The sequence below is a fragment of the Deinococcus murrayi DSM 11303 genome (genome assembly GCF_000482805.1).
Lineage (GTDB): Bacteria > Deinococcota > Deinococci > Deinococcales > Deinococcaceae > Deinococcus > Deinococcus murrayi.
Genome location: NZ_KI519503.1, coordinates 58,904 through 78,074, shown reverse-complemented (window position 1 = coordinate 78,074; position 19,171 = coordinate 58,904). Strand labels below are relative to the sequence as shown.

Annotated in this window: 17 protein-coding genes; 11 read left to right on the top strand and 6 right to left on the bottom strand. The window is 70.0% G+C overall.

The genetic code is table 11. The features are described from left to right. The first annotated feature begins 12 nt into the window (after positions 1–12). The 4 genes from hpaB to hpaI are packed head-to-tail and all read left to right on the top strand — an operon-like array spanning position 13 to position 4,119. On the top strand, positions 13–1,500 hold the full coding sequence (gene hpaB, locus H565_RS0111905) for a 4-hydroxyphenylacetate 3-monooxygenase, oxygenase component (RefSeq protein ID WP_027461231.1): 1,488 nt from the start codon (positions 13–15) through the stop codon (positions 1,498–1,500). Next, complete coding sequence (gene hpaD, locus H565_RS0111900) at positions 1,493–2,506, top strand: 3,4-dihydroxyphenylacetate 2,3-dioxygenase (RefSeq protein WP_051363591.1); 1,014 nt, start codon at positions 1,493–1,495, stop codon at positions 2,504–2,506. The genes hpaB and hpaD overlap by 8 nt, the downstream gene beginning before the upstream one ends. Beyond that, positions 2,496–3,365, top strand: a complete 870-nt coding sequence (gene hpaH / locus H565_RS0111895; protein WP_200870670.1) for a 2-oxo-hept-4-ene-1,7-dioate hydratase — start codon at positions 2,496–2,498, stop codon at positions 3,363–3,365. Before hpaD ends, hpaH begins: the two co-directional genes overlap by 11 nt. Then, on the top strand, positions 3,355–4,119 hold the full coding sequence (gene hpaI, locus H565_RS0111890) for a 4-hydroxy-2-oxoheptanedioate aldolase (RefSeq protein ID WP_027461228.1): 765 nt from the start codon (positions 3,355–3,357) through the stop codon (positions 4,117–4,119). Before hpaH ends, hpaI begins: the two co-directional genes overlap by 11 nt. Positions 4,120–4,208: 89 nt before the next feature. Here hpaI and H565_RS0111885 read toward each other — a convergent pair whose 3' ends face one another. From H565_RS0111885 to H565_RS0111875, 3 genes are all read right to left on the bottom strand, one after another. Further along, positions 4,209–5,615, bottom strand: coding sequence for a DEAD/DEAH box helicase (locus H565_RS0111885; protein ID WP_084542977.1), 1,407 nt, complete (start codon positions 5,613–5,615; stop codon positions 4,209–4,211). Between the two features lie 296 nt (positions 5,616–5,911). Continuing rightward, positions 5,912–6,106: a type II toxin-antitoxin system antitoxin gene (locus tag H565_RS0111880; RefSeq protein WP_027461226.1), complete on the bottom strand. Its 195-nt coding sequence runs from the start codon at positions 6,104–6,106 to the stop codon at positions 5,912–5,914. Between the two features lie 14 nt (positions 6,107–6,120). Next, the gene (locus H565_RS0111875; RefSeq protein WP_027461225.1) at positions 6,121–7,038 is read right to left on the bottom strand and encodes an SPFH domain-containing protein; all 918 of its coding nucleotides are present in this window, start codon (positions 7,036–7,038) and stop codon (positions 6,121–6,123) included. Positions 7,039–7,258: 220 nt separating this feature from the next. On the opposite strand from H565_RS0111875, the gene H565_RS0111870 reads away from it, so the two are divergent. The 5 genes from H565_RS0111870 to H565_RS0111850 are packed head-to-tail and all read left to right on the top strand — an operon-like array spanning position 7,259 to position 12,223. Then, entirely contained in the window at positions 7,259–8,308 is a 1,050-nt protein-coding gene (locus H565_RS0111870) for a branched-chain amino acid ABC transporter permease (RefSeq protein WP_027461224.1), read from the top strand. Continuing rightward, a complete protein-coding gene (locus tag H565_RS0111865) occupies positions 8,305–10,083 on the top strand; it encodes a branched-chain amino acid ABC transporter ATP-binding protein/permease (protein WP_034409432.1) in 1,779 nt (592 codons plus the stop codon). The genes H565_RS0111870 and H565_RS0111865 overlap by 4 nt, the downstream gene beginning before the upstream one ends. Then, the gene (locus tag H565_RS0111860) at positions 10,080–10,829 is read left to right on the top strand and encodes an ABC transporter ATP-binding protein (protein WP_027461222.1); all 750 of its coding nucleotides are present in this window, start codon (positions 10,080–10,082) and stop codon (positions 10,827–10,829) included. The genes H565_RS0111865 and H565_RS0111860 overlap by 4 nt, the downstream gene beginning before the upstream one ends. Before the next feature lie 9 nt (positions 10,830–10,838). Next, positions 10,839–11,561 carry an HAD family hydrolase gene (locus H565_RS0111855; RefSeq protein WP_027461221.1) on the top strand — a complete coding sequence of 241 codons (723 nt, stop codon included), beginning with the start codon at positions 10,839–10,841 and terminating at the stop codon, positions 11,559–11,561. Then, positions 11,555–12,223, top strand: a complete 669-nt coding sequence (locus H565_RS0111850) for an MBL fold metallo-hydrolase (protein WP_051363590.1) — start codon at positions 11,555–11,557, stop codon at positions 12,221–12,223. The genes H565_RS0111855 and H565_RS0111850 overlap by 7 nt, the downstream gene beginning before the upstream one ends. Positions 12,224–12,233: 10 nt before the next feature. Here the strand turns inward: H565_RS0111850 and H565_RS0111845 are convergent, their stop codons facing one another. Genes H565_RS0111845 through H565_RS0111835 form a run of 3 tightly spaced genes read right to left on the bottom strand, consistent with a single transcriptional unit; the run spans position 12,234 to position 15,353 of the window. After that, positions 12,234–13,112 carry a ParB/RepB/Spo0J family partition protein gene (locus H565_RS0111845; protein ID WP_027461219.1) on the bottom strand — a complete coding sequence of 293 codons (879 nt, stop codon included), beginning with the start codon at positions 13,110–13,112 and terminating at the stop codon, positions 12,234–12,236. Further along, the gene (locus H565_RS15300) at positions 13,109–13,900 is read right to left on the bottom strand and encodes a ParA family protein (protein ID WP_034409430.1); all 792 of its coding nucleotides are present in this window, start codon (positions 13,898–13,900) and stop codon (positions 13,109–13,111) included. The genes H565_RS0111845 and H565_RS15300 overlap by 4 nt, the downstream gene beginning before the upstream one ends. A gap of 34 nt (positions 13,901–13,934) precedes the next feature. Next, a complete protein-coding gene (locus H565_RS0111835) occupies positions 13,935–15,353 on the bottom strand; it encodes a replication initiator protein A (protein WP_027461218.1) in 1,419 nt (472 codons plus the stop codon). A 632-nt stretch (positions 15,354–15,985) separates the two neighbouring features. Here H565_RS0111835 and H565_RS0111830 point away from each other — a divergent pair. Further along, complete coding sequence (locus H565_RS0111830) at positions 15,986–17,545, top strand: nucleotide-binding protein (RefSeq protein WP_027461217.1); 1,560 nt, start codon at positions 15,986–15,988, stop codon at positions 17,543–17,545. Beyond that, entirely contained in the window at positions 17,542–19,143 is a 1,602-nt protein-coding gene (locus tag H565_RS15835) for a hypothetical protein (protein WP_157469041.1), read from the top strand. The genes H565_RS0111830 and H565_RS15835 overlap by 4 nt, the downstream gene beginning before the upstream one ends. The last annotated feature ends 28 nt before the right edge of the window (positions 19,144–19,171 follow it).

Here is a 19,171-nt window from a genome sequence, read left to right as displayed (position 1 = left end):
GAGGCACCCACCATGGCCGCCATCACCGGACAGCAGTTTCTCGACCGCCTGCGGAAAAACCCGCCCACCCTCTACATTGACGGGCAACGGGTCGAGGACCCCACCACCCACCCCGCCACGCGCAACATGGCTCACTCGCTCGCGGGACTGTACGACCTTCAGCATGACCCGGCGCTGCGCGACAAGCTCACCTACGAGGAGGGGGGCGAGCGCTACCCCATGAGCCTGATGGTGCCGCGCACCAAAGAGGACCTCGCCCGGATTGGCGAGGCGCACCGCATCCGCGCCAACTCCTCGCTGGGCTTTCTGGGCCGCGCCCCCGACTACATGAACGCGAACGTGATGGCCGCCGGGATGGGCGCGGAGTACTTTGCCCGCTGCGAGGTCGAAGGTGACCACCAGCCCGACTTTGCCGGAAACATGCGCCGTTACTACGAGTATGTGCGCGACCACGACCTGTGCCTGACGCACGCGCTGACCAACCCGCAGGTCAACCGCGCCAAGCTCGCCTCCGAACTGCCCGACCCCTATATCGCGCTCGGCATCGTCGAGGAGCGCGACGACGGCGTGGTGCTGCGCGGCGCGCGCATGATGGCGACCCTGCCCATCGCGGACGAACTGCTGGTGTTCCCCTCTACGGTCCTCAAGGAAAACGCCGACAAGAGCCGCTACGCGATGGGCTTCGCGATTCCCACGAACGCGCCCGGCCTGAGCTTCCAGTGCCGCGAACCCTTCGACGTGGGCCGTGACCCCGAAGACCATCCCCTCAGCAGCCGCTTTGACGAGCAAGACGCCTTTGTCATCTTTGACGATGTGCTCGTGCCCTGGGAGCGGGTGTTCCTGCTGTACGACGTGAACCTTGCGAACGGAGCCTATGCCGCCACCGACGCCGTGCTGCATATGGCCTATCAGGTCGTGAACCTGAAGGTCGCCAAGACGGAAGCCTTCTTGGGCACCGCCCAGAGCATTGTGAACGCCATCGGCTCCGGGGGGTTCCAGCACGTCCAGAGCAAGGTCGCGGAAATCATCATCATGCTCGAAATCATGAAAGCGCTGGAGGTCGCCGCCGTCGCGGGGGCCACCGTGAACGAGTACGGCGTGATGACGCCCGCCCGCGGCCCCCTCGACGCCGCCCGCAACTACTACCCGGCGGTGTACGCCCGATTGCCCGAACTGCTGCAACTCCTCGGCGCGTCGGGCATCATCATGATGCCGAGCAAGGCCGACCGCGAGGGACCGCTGGGGCCGCAGATTCAGAAGTACCTGCAAGCCGGAAACGCCAGCGCCGAGGACCGCCTGAAGCTCTTCCGCCTCGCCTGGGACATGTCCATGAGTTCTTTCGGCGGTCGCCAGAGCCTCTACGAGAAGTTCTTCTTCGGGGACCCGGTGCGGATGCACTCGGCCCTGTACGAGGTATACGACAAGGGGCCTTACGTGGAGCGCATTCGGGCTTTTCTGAACCGGAGTGCGAAGCCGGAGGGGGTGGCTGCCGATGACTGAGGGGAGCCGCCAGCAGCCAGCGGTCAGCGGCCAGCAAGGACCTGTCTCCGATGTGGTTCGCATCGCGCAAGCGGTCTTCACCGTCACCGACCTGGAGGCCTCGCGGGACTTTTACGTCAACCTGCTGGGCCTGAACGTGCTCCACGAGGAAGGGAGAGCGCTCTACCTGCGGGGCGTCGAGGACCGCGAGTGGACGCTGAAGCTGGAGCAGGCCCCCGAAGCGGGCGTGCGGCACCTGGGCTACCGGGTCAGGACGGACGCTGACCTCGACGGGCTGGTCGCCCTGGCCGAGCGCGAGGGTCTCCCCTACCGCTGGGAGGAGGAACTCGACCGCCCCCGGCTGCTGCGGATGCAGGACCCCTTTGGCGTTCCAGTGGCCTTTTACCGCGAAAGCCGCACGCATCCCTGGCTGCTCCAGGACTACCACCTGCACCGGGGGCCGGGCCTGCAACGGGTGGACCATGTCAACGTGATGACGCCCGACGTGGCCGCGATGATGGACTGGTACGGCTCCCGGCTGGGCTTCCGCACCTCCGAACTCACGGAGGACGAGGAAGGGCGCATCTGGGCCGCCTGGATTCAGCGCCGGGGCGGGGTGCACGACCTCGCCCTCACGAACGGGGCCGGGCCGCGGCTGCACCACTGGGCCTACTGGATGCCCGACGCCATGAGCATCATCCGGGCTTGCGACATCCTGGCTGGAGCGAGGCAGCCCGAACGCATCGAACGCGGACCGGGGCGGCACGGTGTCTCCAACGCCTTTTTCCTGTACGTCCGCGACCCCGACGGCCACCGCATCGAGCTGTACACCTCGGACTACATCACCGTGGACCCCGACTTCGAGCCGATTCGCTGGCAGCGCGACGACCCCCGGCGGCAGACGCTGTGGGGCGCCAAGACGCCCCGGAGCTGGTTCGAGGAAGGTTCGCGCATGGAAGCCTTTGGCGGCGGCTGGCAGGGGCTGACCGAGAGCGAGCTGAGGGGGATGCCCATTCATGTCATCTGAGGTCGAAGCGGCCAGCGGCCAGCCGCCAGCGGCCAGGGTGATTCCCCAGGAGGCGCTCTCCGGCCTGGCGGCTGAGCTGGAGGGGGCGGAGGCAACCGGGGTGCAGCTTCTCCCCTTCTCCGAGCGTTTCCCCGCCATGACGATTGCCGACGCCTACGCCGTGCAGCGGGCCTGGGTCGCGCAGAAGGTCGCGGGGGGGCGGCGCATCCTGGGGCACAAGATTGGGCTGACCTCGCGGGCGATGCAGATGGCCTCGCAGATTACCGAGCCGGACTACGGGGCGCTGCTCGATGACATGTTCTTCGAGCCGAACGGGGACATCCCCCTCTCGCGCTTCGTGGCCCCGAAGGTGGAGGTCGAACTCGCCTTCCTGCTGAAAGCCGACCTGCACGGCCCCGGCGTGACCGTGTTCGACGTGCTGCGGGCGACCGAGTACGTGACCCCTGCCGCCGAAATCATTGACGCCCGCATTCAGCGGGTCAGCCGGGAAACGGGCAGGCCCCGCCGGGTGACGGACACCATCAGCGACAATGCCGCCAACGCCGGGGTGGTCGTGGGTGGGCGGGCGATGCGCCCCGACGACCTCGACCTGCGCTGGGCGGCGGCCCTGTGCCTCCGCAACGGCGTGGTCGAGGAAACCGGGGTGGCCGCGGGCGTGCTGGGGCACCCGGCGACGGGCATCGCGTGGCTGGCGAACCGCCTCGCGCCGCACGGGGAGGGGCTGAAGGCGGGCGAACTCGTCCTCGCCGGGTCCTTCACCCGCCCGGTGGACATTGCGTCCGGGGACGTCTTCACCTTCGATTACGGGCCGCTGGGCAGCTTCTCGTGCCGCTTCGTGGGGACCGCGCGTGCCCGCTGAGAACCTGTTCAAAACGGCCCTCGCCCGTGGCGACACGCTCTACGGCTTCTGGCTCGCCCTCGCCGACCCCTACAGCGCCGAGGTCTGCGCGGGGGCGGGCTTTGACTGGCTGGTCGTGGACGGCGAGCACGCGCCCAATGACCTGAGGAGCATCCTCGCGCAGCTTCAGGCGCTCGCCGCCTCCCCCTCCGCTCCAGTTGTGCGCTTGCCCGTGGGGGACCCGGTGCTGGTCAAACAGGCCCTCGATATCGGTGCCCGCAACCTCCTGATTCCGATGGTGGAATCGGCGGCGCAGGCCCGCGAGCTGGTCGCGGCGACCCGTTACCCCCCGCAGGGCGTTCGGGGTGTGGCGAGCGCCCTGGTGCGGGCGAGCGGCTTCGGGCGGGACGCGGGCTACTTGCAGCGGGCGAATGAGGGCGTCTGCCTGCTCGTGCAGGTGGAGTCCGCGACCGGGTTGGAAGTGCTGGACGACATCGCCGCGGTCGAGGGCGTGGACGGCGTGTTCATCGGCCCCGCCGACCTCGCCGCGAGCCTGGGCCACCTGGGGCAACCCGCCCATCCGGACGTGCAGCAGGCCATCCGGGAGGCGGCCTCCCGCATTCGCGGGGCGGGCAAGGCGGCGGGCATTCTGGCGACCGACGAGGGCGCGGCGCGGCGCTACCTGGACTGGGGGTACACCTTCGTCGCGGTGGGCGTGGACGTGCTGCTGCTCAGCCGCGCCAGCACGGAACTTCTGGCCCGCTTTCGGGGCTGAGCGCGGCTGCTCGTCACGTGACGAGCAACTCCAAAGGGAGGGGAAAGCCATCCACGGCTCTCCCCTCCCTTCGTCTTGAGACCCTGCGGTCAGCGGCGGCGGCGTGCGGGCTGCGGCCCGACGCGCCCGGCTCCCGTGCCCGCGTCGGTCCGCTGGGACCCCTGCGGTTTGGCGGCCCGCTTCTGCCCCTGCTCGGCGTGGGGGCGGTTGGGCGCGGCGGCGTCACGCGGGGGGCTACTCCTGCTGGGGCCGCGGCCCTGACCTCCCCCGCGCCCGCCGCCGCGGCCCTGGCCCTGCTTTTCCTGGATGGCCCGGTCAATCTGGCCTTCTTCCGGGGTGAGGGGGGGCTGGAGGGCCGCGGGCAAGCTCCGGCGCACCGTGCGCCACAGCTCGCGCTGCTCAGGAATCAGGAGAACGAGGTTCACGCCGGGGCGACCCGCGCGGGCGGTGCGGCCCGAACGGTGCACGTGGTCTTCGGCGGTGGCGGCCACGTCCATGTGGATGACGAGCCGCACCTCTGGGAGGTCGATGCCGCGCCCGGCAATGTCGGTGGCCACCAGCACCCGCGACGCGCCGGAACGCAGCAGGTCCATCGTGCGCTCGCGCTTTTTCTGGTCCATGTTGCCCTGGAGGGCCGTGACCGTCTCGCCGGGCAGCAACTCCCCCAACCGCTCGGCCCGCCGCTTGACGAGGGCCTTGGTCCGGCAAAAAATCACCACGCAGCCGCCGGGAAGCCGCAGCGCCTCCCGCGCATGCTCGGCAGCGAGGTCCAGCACCGCCTCGCGGGTGGTGTGCCGCAGCTGGTGGGTCGCGCCCGTCGCCCCACCGAGAACATCCCCGGCAGCGGGCGCGGCGGCGGGGCGAGCCGGAGCGATGTCGATGCGCTGGGGCGAGCGCATAAACCGCTCGGCGACCTCGCGGATGGCGGCGGGAAAGGTCGCGGAGGCCATCGCCACCTGGAGACTCTCCCCCGCCGCCTGCCGCGCCAAGCGCAGAATGTCCCCCACGTCCCGCAGAAAGCCCAGCGAGAGTAGCTCGTCGGCCTCGTCGAGAACCACGTAGCGCAGCCCGGCGAGGGACAGTTCGCCGCGCGTGATGAGGTCCTTGAGGCGGCCCGGTGTCCCGGCAATCACGCCCTTGCCGCTCGCCTCGGTGCGAGTTTGATTGGGCGTGATGCCCCCGGTAATGCGTCCGGCGGGCATGCCGAGGTCGCGGGCCACATCGCGAATCTGCACGGCAAGTTCGCGGGTGGGCGTGACCACCAACACTTCGGGGCGCATCCCCCGCGCCGGGGTCATCCCGATGCCACGGGCCGCCGCCGGAATCAGGAAAGCGAGCGTCTTGCCGCTGCCGGTGCGGGCGGTGGTTATCACGTCGTGGCCCGCGAGCAGGGCGGGAATCGCTCCGGCCTGCACGGGCGTGGGGGTGCGGCCCCCCAGCCACTGCTGCCAGTCGGCCAAGGGGATAGGGCGGGGTGAGGTGGAAGAAGGGGTCATAGCAGTCCTGTCAGCAGAACACGCCGGAAGGGCACGGGAGAGCCACCGGCGGGGCGCGGCGCTGGAGAGAAGCGCCGGAAACAAGGAAAGGGCAAGCGCTGCAACCGCCGCGTCTGGGGGCTGGCTCTCCGCGCCCGTAGAGGAGGGGGTCTGCCTGCTGGAGATCTGTTCTGCCTAGGGACGCCGACTTCACAGACAAACCCCGGCAGTATGCCGCATCGGGGCGGGGAAGGGGGAGAGGCAGAAGGCCGGGGAGGGCCACTGGAGACCGCCGCCCCCTCGTGCTGGGGCAGCGGTCATTCCTCGGTGGGGGCCGGGGCCTCCTGGGAGTTCGGCGGCTTAAGTCGGCCCGCCCGGCGCACGCTTTGGGTGAGCAGGTACTCGATTTGGGCGTTCACCGAGCGCAGGTCATCGGCGGCCCAGCGCTCCAGAGCGGCGTAGAGGTCGGGGCTGATGCGCAGCGGAAAGTTCTTCTTCGGGCGGGCGGGCATCTCTGGCCCTCCCGCTAGTACAGGCTGCCTGCGTTGACGACCGGCTGAGTACCGCGCTCGCTGGTCAGCACGACGAGCAGGTTGCTGACCATCTGCGCCTTGCGCTCCTCGTCGAGCTGAACGATGCTCTGGCCTTCGAGCTGGCGCAGGGCCAGCTCGACCATCCCGACCGCCCCCTGCACAATCTGCTGCCGCGCGGCGATGATGGCGCTCGCCTGCTGACGCTGGAGCATCGCGCCCGCGATTTCGGGCGAGTAGGCGAGGTGCGAGAGCCGCGCTTCGAGGACCTCGACGCCCGCGTGCCGCAGCCGGGCGGCGAGTTCGCGGCCCAGGGCCTCAGCAACCTCGTCGGGGTTGCCGCGCAGCGAGAGGGTGCGGCCATCGTAGTCGTCATAGGGGTACCCGGCAGCGAGGTGCCGCAGAGCGGTTTCGGACTGGATGGCGACGAACTCGGAGTAGTCCTCGACGTCAAAGACCGCCCGCGCCGTGTCCACTACCCGCCACACAATCACGGCGGCGATTTCGATGGGGTTGCCCATCTGGTCGTTGACCTTGAGGCGCTCGGAGTTGAAGTTGCGGATACGCAAGGAGACCCTGCGGCGCACCGTCAGCGGGTTGGTCCAGAAAAACCCGTTGCGGCGCTCGCTGCCGACGTACCGCCCGAAGAGGGTAATCACGCTGGCTTGATTGGGCTGAACGATGAAAAAGCCCCCCAGCGCGACGAGCAGCAACGTGCCCAGCAGGGCCGCTGGGAGGACCCACCCCGGCCCCAGCCACAGCCAGACAGTCAACCCCAAAAGCCCCAGCCACAGCAGCACGGCGGGCATCCCCGGCAGCCCAAAAGCCGGGCGCTCAGCGCTCGCCACGCCGGGAATGGGGGAGACCCCTCCCGCAGGACCGACGGTAGGGGGCGCTTGCTCCAGTTTGCTCATGCGAACCTCCCAGCACCGGGAAAGAGTCGGCACCTATCAAAGTGATATCACATTGACACAGCTCGTAGGGCGACAAAGGACATGAGCGATGGACAGGACTGTTGCCGAGGCGGGGGACAGCCCGTATCGTGAAGGTATCCACAATCTGCCGGACCTTGCCGGGAGGGGTTTTCCCGCTGTTCTCCCCCGTTCTCTCAGGAGCGCCCTATGGAGTCACGTCATGGATATCTTTGACCCTGCCATCTTTCCCGTCTTGGCAGCGGACGGCCTGACCAATGGGGCTGTTTACGCCCTGCTCGCGCTCGCGCTGGTGCTGGTGTTCGCGGTGACGCGGGTGGTCTTTATCCCGCAGGGCGAGTTGGTGGTGTTCGGAACGCTGACGCTGGCCGCGCTGCAACTGGGACGGGTGCCGGGGACCCTGTGGCTGCTGCTGGGGCTGCTCGCGCTTGCGGCGGTGCTGGAAGCCGCCACGCAGGTCCGCCGGGGACAGGCGGGCCGCGGCCTGCTGACCTTGGCGGGGGCCGCCGGGGTGGGGGGAGTGGTGTGGGCACTCACGACCTGGGCCGCGCCGCTGGGCTGGCCGCTGTGGGCGCAGGCGCTGCTGACGCTGGCGCTCGTCACCCCGCTGGGGCCGCTGCTCTACCGCACGGTGTACCAGCCGCTGCGGGACGCGACGGTCCTCGTCCTGCTCATCGCGTCGGTGGCGCTGCACCTCGCGCTGACCGGCCTCGCGCTGGTCTTTTTCGGACCGGAGGGGTCGCGCACGCCGCCCTTTGCCCCCGGCACGCAGACGCTGGGGCAGGTCACCCTCAGCAACCAAAGCCTGCTCGTCATCCTGCTCTCGGCGGGGCTGATGCTGGGGCTGTTCTTCTTCTTTGGGCGCACGATGGCGGGCAAGGCGCTGCGGGCCACCGCCGTCAACCGCCTCGGTGCGCGGCTGGTGGGCATCAGCCCGGCCTCAGCGGGCCTGCTGACCTTTACCCTCGCGGCCCTTATCGGCGCGGTTGGCGGCATGATGATTGGCCCCAGCGTGGCTCTGAACTACGACTCCGGCTTCCTCATCGGCCTCAAGGGATTTATCGGGGCGATTATCGGCGGGCTGGTGAGCTACCCGCTCGCGGCGGCGGGGGCGCTCCTTGTCGGCCTCATCGAGAGCTTCGCCTCGTTCAGCCTCTCGGCCTGGAAGGAGGTCATCGTGTTCACGCTCATTCTGCCCGTGCTGCTGTGGCGCAGCCTCACCACCCGGCACGTTCCGGAGGACGAGGAATGAACGGGCGACTCGTGCTGTCGGTCGTCGCGGCGGCGGTCGCGCTCGCGCTGCCGCTGGTGCTGCCGCTCTTTCAGGTCACGCTGCTCGTCAATATCCTGATTTTTGCCGTCGTCGCCGTGGGGCTAGTCCTCCTCACGGGCATCGTGGGGCTGACCTCCTTCGGGCAGGCGGCCTTTATGGGGGTGTCGGCCTACACGACCGCCCTGCTGACGACCCAGGCGGGATGGAACCCCTGGCTGGCCCTCCCCGCCGGGCTGGCTCTCACGGGCCTGGTCGCCTGGCTGTTGGGGCTGCTCACCCTGCGGATGCAGGGGCATTACCTCCCGCTTGCCACCATCGCTTGGGGCATGAGCCTCTATTACGTCTTCGGCAACACGCCCGCGCTGGGGGGCTTTACCGGGCTGACGAATATCCCTCCGCTCGCCGCGTTCGGCATGAACCTGACCTCGCCCCGCGCCTTTGCCTACCTCGCGCTGCTGGCGCTGGGGCTGACCGCCCTGGGAGCGCAGTTTCTGCTCTCCAGCCGCACCGGGCGGGCAATGCGGGCGCTGCGGAGCGGGCCGCTGGTCGCCGAAGCGTTCGGGGTGAATGCCTTCCGGCTGCGGGTCCAGGTGTTCGTGCTCGCGGCCCTGATGGCGGGGCTGGCCGGGTGGCTCTACGCCCACAGCCAGCGCTTCGTCAACCCCACCCCCTTCAGCCTTCAGGCAGGGATTGAATACCTCTTCATGGCGGTCGTGGGCGGCTCCGGCTACGTGTGGGGGGCGCTGCTGGGGTCGGGGTTGATTACCGGGCTGCGCGAATGGTTGCGGGGCGTGCTGCCAGAGCTGCTTGGGGCGCAGGGCAACTTTGAGGTCATCGTGTTCGGGGTGCTCGTCATCCTGACCCTACAGTTCGCCCGGCGGGGGCTATGGCCCCTGCTGGAGCGTGTCCTTCCCCAAGCGCCCCTGCGCTTGCTGCCCGAACGAAATCGGCTCCCCGCGCGCCAAAAGCCCGTGCCGGGCACGCCCCTGCTCACCGTTGAGCACGCCGTCAAGCAGTTTGGCGGGCTGCGGGCCGTGAATGACGTGTCCTTTGAGCTGCGGGCCGGGGAAATCCTGGGCCTGATTGGCCCGAACGGCGCGGGCAAGAGCACCCTGTTCAACCTCGTGACCGGGGTGAATCCCGCGACCTCCGGGCGGGTGACTTTCATGGGCCGCGATATTACCCGGCTCACGGCGGGGCAGATTCATCGGCTGGGATTGAGTCGCACCTTTCAGCACGTCCATCTGCTCCCCGAACTCTCCTTGCTGGAAAACGCGATGATGGGCGGCTACGCACGGGGCCGAGCGGGGCTGCTCGCGAGCCTGCTGCACCTGGAGCGGAGGGAAGAAGCCGCCCTGCAACACGAGGCGCTGCGGCAACTGGAGCGGGTGGGGCTGGAGGAGCAGGCCCACATCCTTGCCGGAAACCTGCCGCTGGGACAGCAGAGGGTGCTGGAGGTGGCCCGCGCCCTGGTCGCCGACCCCGCCCTGCTGCTGCTCGACGAACCCGCCGCCGGGCTGCGCTACGGCGAGAAGGGAGAGCTGGCGGCCCTCCTGCGGCGGCTGCGGGACGAAGGAGTGACGGTTTTGCTCGTCGAACACGACATGGACCTGGTGATGGGCCTGGTCGACCGCCTCGTCGTCATGAACTACGGGGAGAAGCTCGCCGAGGGCACCCCCAGCGAAATCCGGGCGCATCCCGCCGTGCGTGAGGCGTACCTGGGCGCGGACGTCAGCGGGGAGGAGGTCGCGTGACGGCCCAGCTCGCTGGAACACCACTGCTGGAGGTGCGCGGCCTGCACACCCGCTATGGCCGGGTGGAGGCTCTGGGCGGCGTCAGCCTGGAGGTGCCCGCCGAGCACATCGTGAGCGTGATTGGAGCGAACGGGGCGGGGAAGACCACCCTGCTGAACTCGGTCATGGGGATTCTGACTCCGGCGGCGGGGGAGGTGTTTTACGCGGGCGAGCCGCTGCGGGGGGTCCCGCCCGAAGCGCGGGTGGCGCGGGGCATCACGCTGGTGCCGGAGCGCCGGGAACTCTTCGCGTCCATGACGGTGGCGGACAACCTGCAACTGGGGGCCTACACCCGGCGGCGGGGGGGCTGGCGCAGCGACCTTGACGGCGTGTACGCCCGCTTTCCGCGCCTCGCCGAGCGCCGCCGCCAGCTTGCGGGGACCCTGTCGGGCGGCGAGCAACAGATGCTGGCGATTGGCCGAGCGCTGATGGCGCGGCCCCGGTTGCTGCTGCTCGATGAGCCGTCCTTGGGCCTCGCTCCCCTGATTGTGCGCGACATCCTGCGCATCGTGCAGGGGCTGCGGGAAGAGGGCGTCACCGTCCTGCTCGTCGAGCAAAATGCCCGCGCTTCCCTCGCCATCAGCGACGAAGGCTACGTGCTGGAAACTGGCCGGGTACGGCTGAGCGGCCCCGCGCACGAACTCGCCCGTGACGAGGCGCTGGGGGCAAGCTACCTGGGGGGTGAGGGGCGGGCGCAAGGGGCGTAGAGTGCCCGCATGGTGGTCGCTTTTGTCAATCCTGCCGGACTCCTGACCCGTCCCCAACCGGACGACCCTGAGGACGCCGCGTCCGCCGCGCTCGCGAACTTGCTGGGAGCTGGGGCGGAGCTGATTCCCGTGACCGGGCGGGACGAGGAAGAGCTGCTGGAGGTGCCCGCCCCCTTCACCTCCTGGCAGATTCTGCGCCACGGGGCGGTGGTGCTCACGCCGGAGGGCGAGGAGGACCCAGCCTGGCGGCGCCTCACCCGCGAGACGCTGCGCGAGCGGGAAGCAGCCCTGCGGCTGGCGCACCAGGCGGCGCAACACATCGGCATGCTCCTTCACCTCGGCACCGAAACCGAGCTGCAAGAGCGCGGCGGCCTTCCCCTGCGGGTCACCTTGCGGCACCCCCAAGGGGTAGCCCCCGCCCTCGCAGCGGCGGCGCGAGAATGGCGGGCTTGGTTGGAAGAAAGCCCCTTTGCGGGCGAGTTGCGGCTTCTCGAAGACGCCGCAGAGCTGGTGCTCTTGCCCCGCGAGATTACCCCCGAAAGCGCCGTGAACTACGTGCTGGAGCAGCTCCCCACCGAGGTGAGCTTGCGCCTGGGCATCAGCGCGCTCCCCAGCGACGCGCCCTTTCTGGCCCTGTGCGATTACGCGGTCGTGCCGGGCGGAGGGGCGCTGCTGCGGGCGGCGCTGGAAGCGGCAGAGGCTCCAGAGGAGGGGGAGGCCCCGGCTTGGTAACGCCCCCGCTGCCCCCCTTCATCCGGCGCTTTTCCCTCTACGCCAATGTCTACCTGCTGGACACCCCCCATGGCCGCCTGCTGGTCGATACGGGCACCCTGGCCCACCTGCCCCGGCTGGCGCGGCTGCTGACCGAGTTCCAGCCCGATGCGGTGGTGCTCACCCACCACCACCCCGACCACGCGGGGGGTGCCCCCCTCGCGGCGCGGCGCGGGCTGCCCGTGCTGGCCCACCCGCCAGAGCACCCCTACCTCACGGGCGAGGCGCACGATCTTCCGTATCCGGCGGGACGCCCGCAAGTTGGGCGGGCCATCTCCCGACTGCACCCCAAGGTTCCGGCGCAGGCCCTGCGTTCCATCTTTCCCGGTGAGGAGGTCCTGGGGTGGGAGGTCGTCGCCCTTCCCGGCCACACACCGGGGCAGATTGGGCTGCTGCGCGCCGGGATTCTGATTGTGGGTGACGCGCTGGTGAGCGGCCCTGACGGGGCGCACTTGCCCCGCGCCGCCTACAACCACGACCACCACGAAGCGGTCCGGACCCTGCGCCGCGTCGCCGCCCTGGACCTCCAGTGGGTGCTGCCGGGCCACGGCCAGCCGCTCACGCCGGAGCAGGTGCACCACCGGGCCGCACGCGACCAAGACCCCGCCCTGCTCGTCACGTGACGAGCAGGGGTTATTCGCCGTCCAGCAGGGCTTGCACCTGCGCCAGCAAGCGCTCCAGCTTGCGGCGGCGAGCAGGGTCAAGGGCGGCGAGGGCGCGGCGGTCAGTGAGGCGGCGAGCCACCGTCCGCACCGGGTCGGCAGCAGTGTCGGCGGGCGGAGAGACCTGCTCGCGCAGGGCCTGCACGGTCGCGCCGTCCGCGGCGGCCCGCAGCAGCTCGGCGCGGCGGGCCGCGTCCTCCACCCGCCCGATGACGAGCGCCTTGCGGTAGTCCAGCCCCCCTTCCACCGCCGCTTGTACGTCCTCTGGGAGTGACAGGAGGGCGGCGCGATTTTTCACGAAGGAGCGCCAGCTCTCGCGGCCCAGCGCCCTGAAGACCGTGTCCAGACGTTCGACGGCCTGCGGGTCAGCGTCCGGGCGGCGGTCAAGGGCGAACAGGCGGGGCACCGCCTCGGCGGGGGGCAAGCCCAAGACCGCCGCGGCGACGCTCAGGCGGGCACGGACCTCCTCCAGCGGATTGAGGTTCTCGCGCTGGAGGTTTTCGACCGCCGCCGCGAGCCTCGCTTCCTCGTCGCCGAGGTCGCGCAGCAAGACGGGTACCTCGGCCAATCCCGCGAGCTGGGCCGCCCGCCAACGCCGCTCGCCCGCCACAATCTCGTAGGCGCCGCCGGGCCGGGGCCGCACGAGCAGCGGCTGCAAGACGCCCTGCTCGCGGATGCTGGCGGCGAGGGCCTCTAAGCCCTCCGGGGCGAACTGTACCCGCGGCTGGAACTGGCCCGGCTGGAGGGCCTCCAGCGGCAGGGTGGTCGTCGCGGGCTGGCCCAAGGCCCCCACCCCTTCCACCAACCCGCTGAGGCGAGCGCCGATGGCCGGACGGGGTCGGCGGGTCACGCGTTCCCCCGGCGCTCTGAAAGGGCGGAGGCGGCATAGGGAAGCCCCACCGCCCCGGCGATTTCGGCGGTCACCCGCTCTACATCGCGGTGCACGGGCGAACCGGGCGCGTACACGCCTACGGGCTGTCCTGCGCTCGCGCTGTCGTTCCACACCGCTCCCCGGTCGGGGATGGGGCTGGCGAGGGGCCGCAGCATCCCTTGGAGGGCGGCGAGCGCCTCGCGGTCGTGCGAGCGCCGCGCGTCGTACAGGGTGGGGACGTAGAGGGCCACCGTCAGGTCTGGGCGCAGCTTGCGGTAGGTCGCCATCGCCTCGGAGAGGCCCGCGAGGGCATTCATCCCCTTTTGGCGGGTGGGCACTGGAACAATCAGGTGGTCGGCGGCGAGTGCCCCCAGAATCGAGAGCTGGCCCAAGCTGGGAGGGCTGTCAATCAAGGCCACGTCGAAGGCGTCAGCGACCCCTTGCAACGCCTGGCGCAGGTGCAGGTGTGCCCCCACCACCCCCATCATCTGCCCTTCGGCGAGCGCAAGCGACACGTCGCTGGGAATGAGGGCGAGGTCGTGTACCCACACGGGGGAGGGGAGAGCCTCGCCCCGCGTGGCGGTGGCAAAGACCGTTTGCTCTGGCCCCACGCCCGTCACGCCCAGCCAGTCGGTGAGATTGGCTTGCGGGTCGAGGTCCACAAGCAGCACCCGCAGCCCCGACCGGGCCAGGCTGTGGCCCACGTCGCGCGTGAGGCTGGTTTTCATCACGCCGCCCGCGTGGTTGAAGAAGGTCAGCGTCCGCATCGCGCTCAGCCTACCCCGCCGGAAGCGCGGCGTATCACGCGCCCTCTCCCGGTGCCTCGCCCAGCCGTCCGCGCAGCTCCCGCACGAAGCCGGGCAGGTCGCCCCGCGCCGCGTGGGTGCTCGCCTCCCGCACCAGGCGGGTCGCCGACAAGGCCCCGGACGAGCAGGCCGCTTCCAGGGCATTCCACTCCCCCTCACGCAAACGGCGGCGCAGCAGGGTCCGCAATGTGGCCTCTGCGGCCTCCCATTGGCCCCTAGGAGGCAGAGCGAGCAGCACCTGCTGCTCCTCCTCGAACTGCCGCTGCGCGGCCTGTTCTTGGGCCTCCTGTTGCCTTTCTTGCCGGGCGCGGGTCTCTTCCAGGTCGGCGTGGGGGGCGGGCACCGCGTCGACGGGCAGGGTGTATTTCTCTGGATGCTCCAAAAAGTCCGCAATCAGGCCACCCGGATTGCGAATGGGGGTGGGGCTGGCAGAACGCCGCTGCCGCAAGAAAGCGATGGCTTCTTCCACCCGGTCGGGGTACTGCTTGGCCAGGACGTTGGCGCGGGGGGCCGACACGCCCGCCTCGCGCAGCGCCTGGACCAAAGCCGGGTCAGGCGTGTCCTCGGTGCGGAAGCGGTAGGTGATGTGCGCCGCACCCCTGCCGCCCCCAGTCTCCACGCTCTCCAGATATCCCTGGGCAATGAGTTCCTGGTGGGCCTCTTCCAGGGTGCGAATCACCCGCGATGGCTTGCCCTCGCTGATGCCGCAAGCGGCCCGCCAATCGTTCAGCCCCGCCGTGATGCTGTCGGCCCTTACCCCCGTCTCCCGGTACCGATGAGCTTCGAGGAGGCGATACAAGGCCCGCGCGGGCGGCTGCTCAATCTGGTGCAGCAGCCGCCCGTCGAGGGCCTGGGTATAGCCCGCGCGGATGCTGGCGGCGAGTTGGTCGCCCAGCTTGATGCTGAGGGTCGCGTCAGGCACAAGTTGCCGAGCGCGGTCAGCATCGGGGTCAGCGCCCTCGCTTTGGTCCCAGTAGGTGATGCGGTCGATGAGGCGCAGGGTCTGATTGGCCCAGGTCGTGCGGCCCGTCTCGGCCACCCAGCCTTCGCTGACGATGAAGCCCGTCGACCACAGCCGCAGCAGCGACTCGCGCAGGCGGTGGTAGTTCTTGCCGTTGTTGGCGAGGAAGCTGGCTTCCCGCAGCTCGTAGGCGGAGGTGTGCAGCCAGTTGTCTTCGGGCATGCCCTTTTGGGCAAAGAGGGTCTCAATGCCCAGGATGACATTGGTATCGCCGCCACGCGGGCGACCGTCGGCGGAACGGCCTTCCACCCGGAAGCGGCGGTCAGCAATCTGGAACTCGCTGGTCCAGCGGGTCTCGGAACTCAGGCGAGTCTGGATGCTGACAATCCCCAGGCGGGCGATGTTGCGCTCGTCGAGCAGGGTGACCTGGTTGGGTTTTTTCGCTGGACGCATGTAGTGTTGTTCCTTTCTGTTTAAAAGATATAAAAGAACAACAACAAGGCGGCCCCCGCTTCGCGTCCTGGACGGCATTTTTCGGCAAAAACGGACCAAAGGTATCGCTATTTTGGCCCTCAACGGACCAAAGGTATCGCTAATTTTGGCCCTCAACGGACCAAAGGTATCGCTATTCCGAGTCCGGAGGGGGGATTTAGACGCCCCCCGCTCTCATTTTTCGTTTTTTTTCCTCCTGGAGCGGAAAAGAAGGCGAAACGGACCAAAGGTATCGCTATGGGTCCAAAACAGAACGGACCAAAGGTATCGCTAGTTTTTGGCCCAACGGACCAAAGGTATCGCTAGTGCGAAAAAGTCGTCCCACAGCGAAAAGATTCCGTTTGGTGCTCCAAAGGGACCAAAGGTATCGCTAGTTGGACGCAGGTACAAAATCGCCCATTTGTGATTTGGGTCACTCCTCCTAAGGGCCAAAACGGACCAAAGGTATCGCTAGTGGCGGGGGCCTCTTAGCCCCCCTTTTGCGGGGACCAGGCGGTCCTTGCCTCATCTGCGCTCAGGCGGAGGCCAGGGCCGGGGTAGCATGGCGGGGCTGACCCTCCCTCTCGCCCTTGAGGGCTGCCCCAAGGACTCCCATGCCGACTGACCAGCCCAAGGACCTCGACCTAACTGCCCTGCTGCGGGTGCTGCGCCGCGCGGCCCTCCCCCTGCTCGCCACGGCCCTGCTGCTCGCTGGCTTGACCTACCTGCTCTCTGGCAGTCGCCCCGCCGTCTACGAGGCGACCGCGAGCCTGGCCGCCCTCCCTACCGGGAGCGGCAACTCGGTGATTGTCCAGACGCTGGTGACGGCTCCGCCCCTGCCCCCGGCGGTGGTTGAGCGGGCGCTGCGCTCTCCAGCGGTGTGGGGGCAGGCGCTGCGGGACCTGCGCGAACGCACCCCGCCCTCGGCGGCCCGCAGCGAACTTTTTGCCGCGCTGCGGGCGGAGGCCGCAACGGGGGAGGGGCGGTCCGTGCGGCTGACCCCCGAAGTCAATCAGGAGTTCGTAGGAGTGTATGAAATCGCGGTGCGGGCACCCACCCCCGCGCTGGCTCAGGCGGGGGCGAACGCTTTTGCCGGGGCGCTGCTGGAGTGGGACCGCGAGCGGGCGCTGGGCAGCGTCGTGCGGGCGCGGCAGAACCTGGTCACCGAACGCGACGACCTCACGGCCCGTCTGAGCCAGGCGGCCTCGGCCCTCGACGAGCGGACCCTGGAGCGGCTGCGTGCCGACGTCGTGCAGCGGCTGCAACAGGTCGAGGTGCTGGAGCAGACGGTCAGCGGCACCCTCTCGGCGCTCGCGGAGGCGGTGCCGCCGCAAAACCCGGTCGCCCCCCGGCCCCTGCGGGACGCGCTGCTCGTCTTCGGAGCAACGCTGGTCTTCGGAATGCTGCTGCTCTCGCTGCTCGACAGCCTGCGCCCACGGGTGCGCGGTCCCGAAGACCTGCGGGCGCTGGGGCTGCCCGTGCTGGGGACCCTGCCTCCCTTTGCAGCGCGGCGCGGCAGGGGGGGCGGCCTGGGCTGGGCGCGGCAGGGGGCCTTTCGCGAGCAGATTGAGTTCGTGCGGGTGGGGCTGCTTTCCGGGCTGGGGGCTGGGGCGCAGGAGTCGGCGCTGGTGGTGTCGAGCGCCGGGGTCGCCGATGGCAAGAGCACGGTGACGGCGGCGCTAGCCCTGAGTCTCGCCGAGCACGGCTTGCGGGTGCTCGTGGTGGATGCGGACGTGTTTCGCCGCACCCAGGAGAGCTACTGGCTGAGCGCCGATGCCCCCCTGGCCGCACAGGAGCGGTCCGGCAGCTACCGCTTTTGGCCAGAGGTCGCTCCCGGCATTGGGTTGCTCTCGTCGCGGGCCAGCACCCTGGACCCCGCCGACTTCGACCGGGAGATTCACCGCCTGCTGCCGAGTTACGACCTCGCGCTGGTGGATACCCCACCCGCTCTGAAAATCGCCGACACGCTGGCCCTGGCCCGGCGGCTCGACGGCCTGATTCTGGTGACGGACGCTGCGGCCCCCCGCGCCCCGCTGGAGCGCCTGGTGGAGGACGCGGGGCGGCTGGGGGTGCCGCTGCTGGGCTTTGTGCTTAACCGCTTCCGCGACGCGGTGACGGGCAGTGACTACGCCTACGCCGCGCCGGGCCGCGCACCCGCCGAGGTAACGCGGTGACCAGGCCGGGTGCCCTGGACCTCACGCCCTTCGTGGAAAGGGGGCGGACACTCCTCGCGCGGGCGGGGGGCGACCCTGTGGATGCGGCGCGGCTCGCGGCGGCGCTGGGCGAGCCTGAGCTGGCCCGCGCCCTCCTCGCGGGCGGTGGCGGCTTGCTCGACCATGCCGACGCCGCACGAGTGCTCGCGCAAGCGCCGGGAACGCCCCTCCCCGCGCAGGCTCTGGCCCCGTTCCGCTTCCCCTCCCTGACCCCCGGCGAGCGGGAAGTGTTCGTGCGGGTGCTGGCCTCCGCCCTGCTGGGGACGGAGGGCGCACCCCGGCCCGCCCCGGTGGGGCTGCCGCCCGGCCTGTGGGTCCTGCCCGCCGAGGCCCACGAGGAGCGGCGACAGCGGGCCGGGCTGGACGTGCTGGGCGCCATGCCCGGTACCCCGCTGACCCTGGCCCTGGCCTCCAGAGTAGGGGTGCCGGGGGCAGCCACTCGGCTGGGCGCGGCGCACCCCGGTCCCCTGCGGGTGGAGGTGTTGGAGGATGTGGTGCGGACCTTGGGGGCAGCCTGGAGCTGGGACCTGCCGGACCTCGCTGGGCTGCTGGCGGGACCGCTTCTCCTCGATGGCCTGCATACCCTCCCCGCCGAACTGCTGGAGACGGTCGGGGAACTGCTCGCGGACGCGGCGCGGCTGTTGGGGTGGACGGTGGTGGGGCTGCCGGGGGTCGAGCGGCGCTGGCCCGCCTCTTTCCAGCTGCTCTCGTCTTCTGACACGCGGGGGGCTTCCTCCCCGGCTCCCCGGCTGAGCGTGTGCGAGACGGCGCTGCCCCGCCTCGCCGCTGACCTCGCCCGGCTGCCGGGGGACACCCTGGCGCTGCTGCCCTCGCGGGCGAGCGCGGCGCGGCTGGCGGGGCTGTGGCCGGGCAGCGTGCTGCTCTCGACCAGCCTGTGCCCGGCACATCTGGCCGAGCGGGCGGCGGCGCTGATGCAATCCCGCGCGCGGGGTGAGGCCGTGCGTGTGGTCGCCACCATCCTGCCTCCGGCGGCGGCAGGGTCCTTCGACACGGTTTGGCAGGTCGCCTCGCCCCTTCCGCACGTCGTGGAGGCGGCGGCGCTGGCTCGGCGCGAGCTGAAGCTTTGCCGCCTGCGCGACGTGGCCATTCCCCAGGGTTGGCGGCGCGAGCTGCACCTGACCCGCGAGTGGCTGGGAGACCCCCCGGTTCTTCCCGGCCCGGAGGGGCAGCGGGCTTATGATGCCGCCCTCCTTTCCGGCGGGGTCAGCTGGGCCGCCGGGCTGCGAACACACCGTGAGACGCTCGATTACGCCTCCTTCGCCGCCGAGTTGCGGCCTCGCCCCGGCACGTCGTTGCCCGTCTTGATTCCCTACGATGGCCGCGCCCGCTCGCTCATCGCGGCCTACCGCGAGACGGGCCGGATGTCCGGCGAGGCCCTGAACTACGCCGCGTGGCTGACCCCCACCGAGGCGCAGCGGGCCGTGTCACGAGGACAGGCCGAGGCGCGGGGCTGGGCGTTGGTGTGGACCGGCCCCTACGACCCGGTGTACGGCCTCGCGGGAGAAGCGGTGCGGGGGGCAGAGGTGGAAGAAGCGTGACGTTCACCATTCTCCGTCGCTAGGCGGG

Bases quoted from the DNA above. Each gene is read 5' to 3' on its own strand.
- H565_RS15300 (WP_034409430.1), bottom strand. From the start codon at position 13,900: ATGCGGACGCTGACCTTCTTCAACCACGCGGGCGGCGTGATGAAAACC.
- hpaD (WP_051363591.1), top strand. From the start codon at position 1,493: ATGACTGAGGGGAGCCGCCAGCAGCCAGCGGTCAGCGGCCAGCAAGGA.
- H565_RS0111880 (WP_027461226.1), bottom strand. From the start codon at position 6,106: ATGCCCGCCCGCCCGAAGAAGAACTTTCCGCTGCGCATCAGCCCCGAC.
- H565_RS0111885 (WP_084542977.1), bottom strand. From the start codon at position 5,615: ATGACCCCTTCTTCCACCTCACCCCGCCCTATCCCCTTGGCCGACTGG.
- hpaB (WP_027461231.1), top strand. From the start codon at position 13: ATGGCCGCCATCACCGGACAGCAGTTTCTCGACCGCCTGCGGAAAAAC.
- H565_RS0111870 (WP_027461224.1), top strand. From the start codon at position 7,259: ATGGATATCTTTGACCCTGCCATCTTTCCCGTCTTGGCAGCGGACGGC.
- H565_RS0111865 (WP_034409432.1), top strand. From the start codon at position 8,305: ATGAACGGGCGACTCGTGCTGTCGGTCGTCGCGGCGGCGGTCGCGCTC.
- H565_RS0111855 (WP_027461221.1), top strand. From the start codon at position 10,839: ATGGTGGTCGCTTTTGTCAATCCTGCCGGACTCCTGACCCGTCCCCAA.
- H565_RS0111830 (WP_027461217.1), top strand. From the start codon at position 15,986: ATGCCGACTGACCAGCCCAAGGACCTCGACCTAACTGCCCTGCTGCGG.
- hpaH (WP_200870670.1), top strand. From the start codon at position 2,496: ATGTCATCTGAGGTCGAAGCGGCCAGCGGCCAGCCGCCAGCGGCCAGG.
- H565_RS0111875 (WP_027461225.1), bottom strand. From the start codon at position 7,038: ATGAGCAAACTGGAGCAAGCGCCCCCTACCGTCGGTCCTGCGGGAGGG.
- H565_RS0111835 (WP_027461218.1), bottom strand. From the start codon at position 15,353: ATGCGTCCAGCGAAAAAACCCAACCAGGTCACCCTGCTCGACGAGCGC.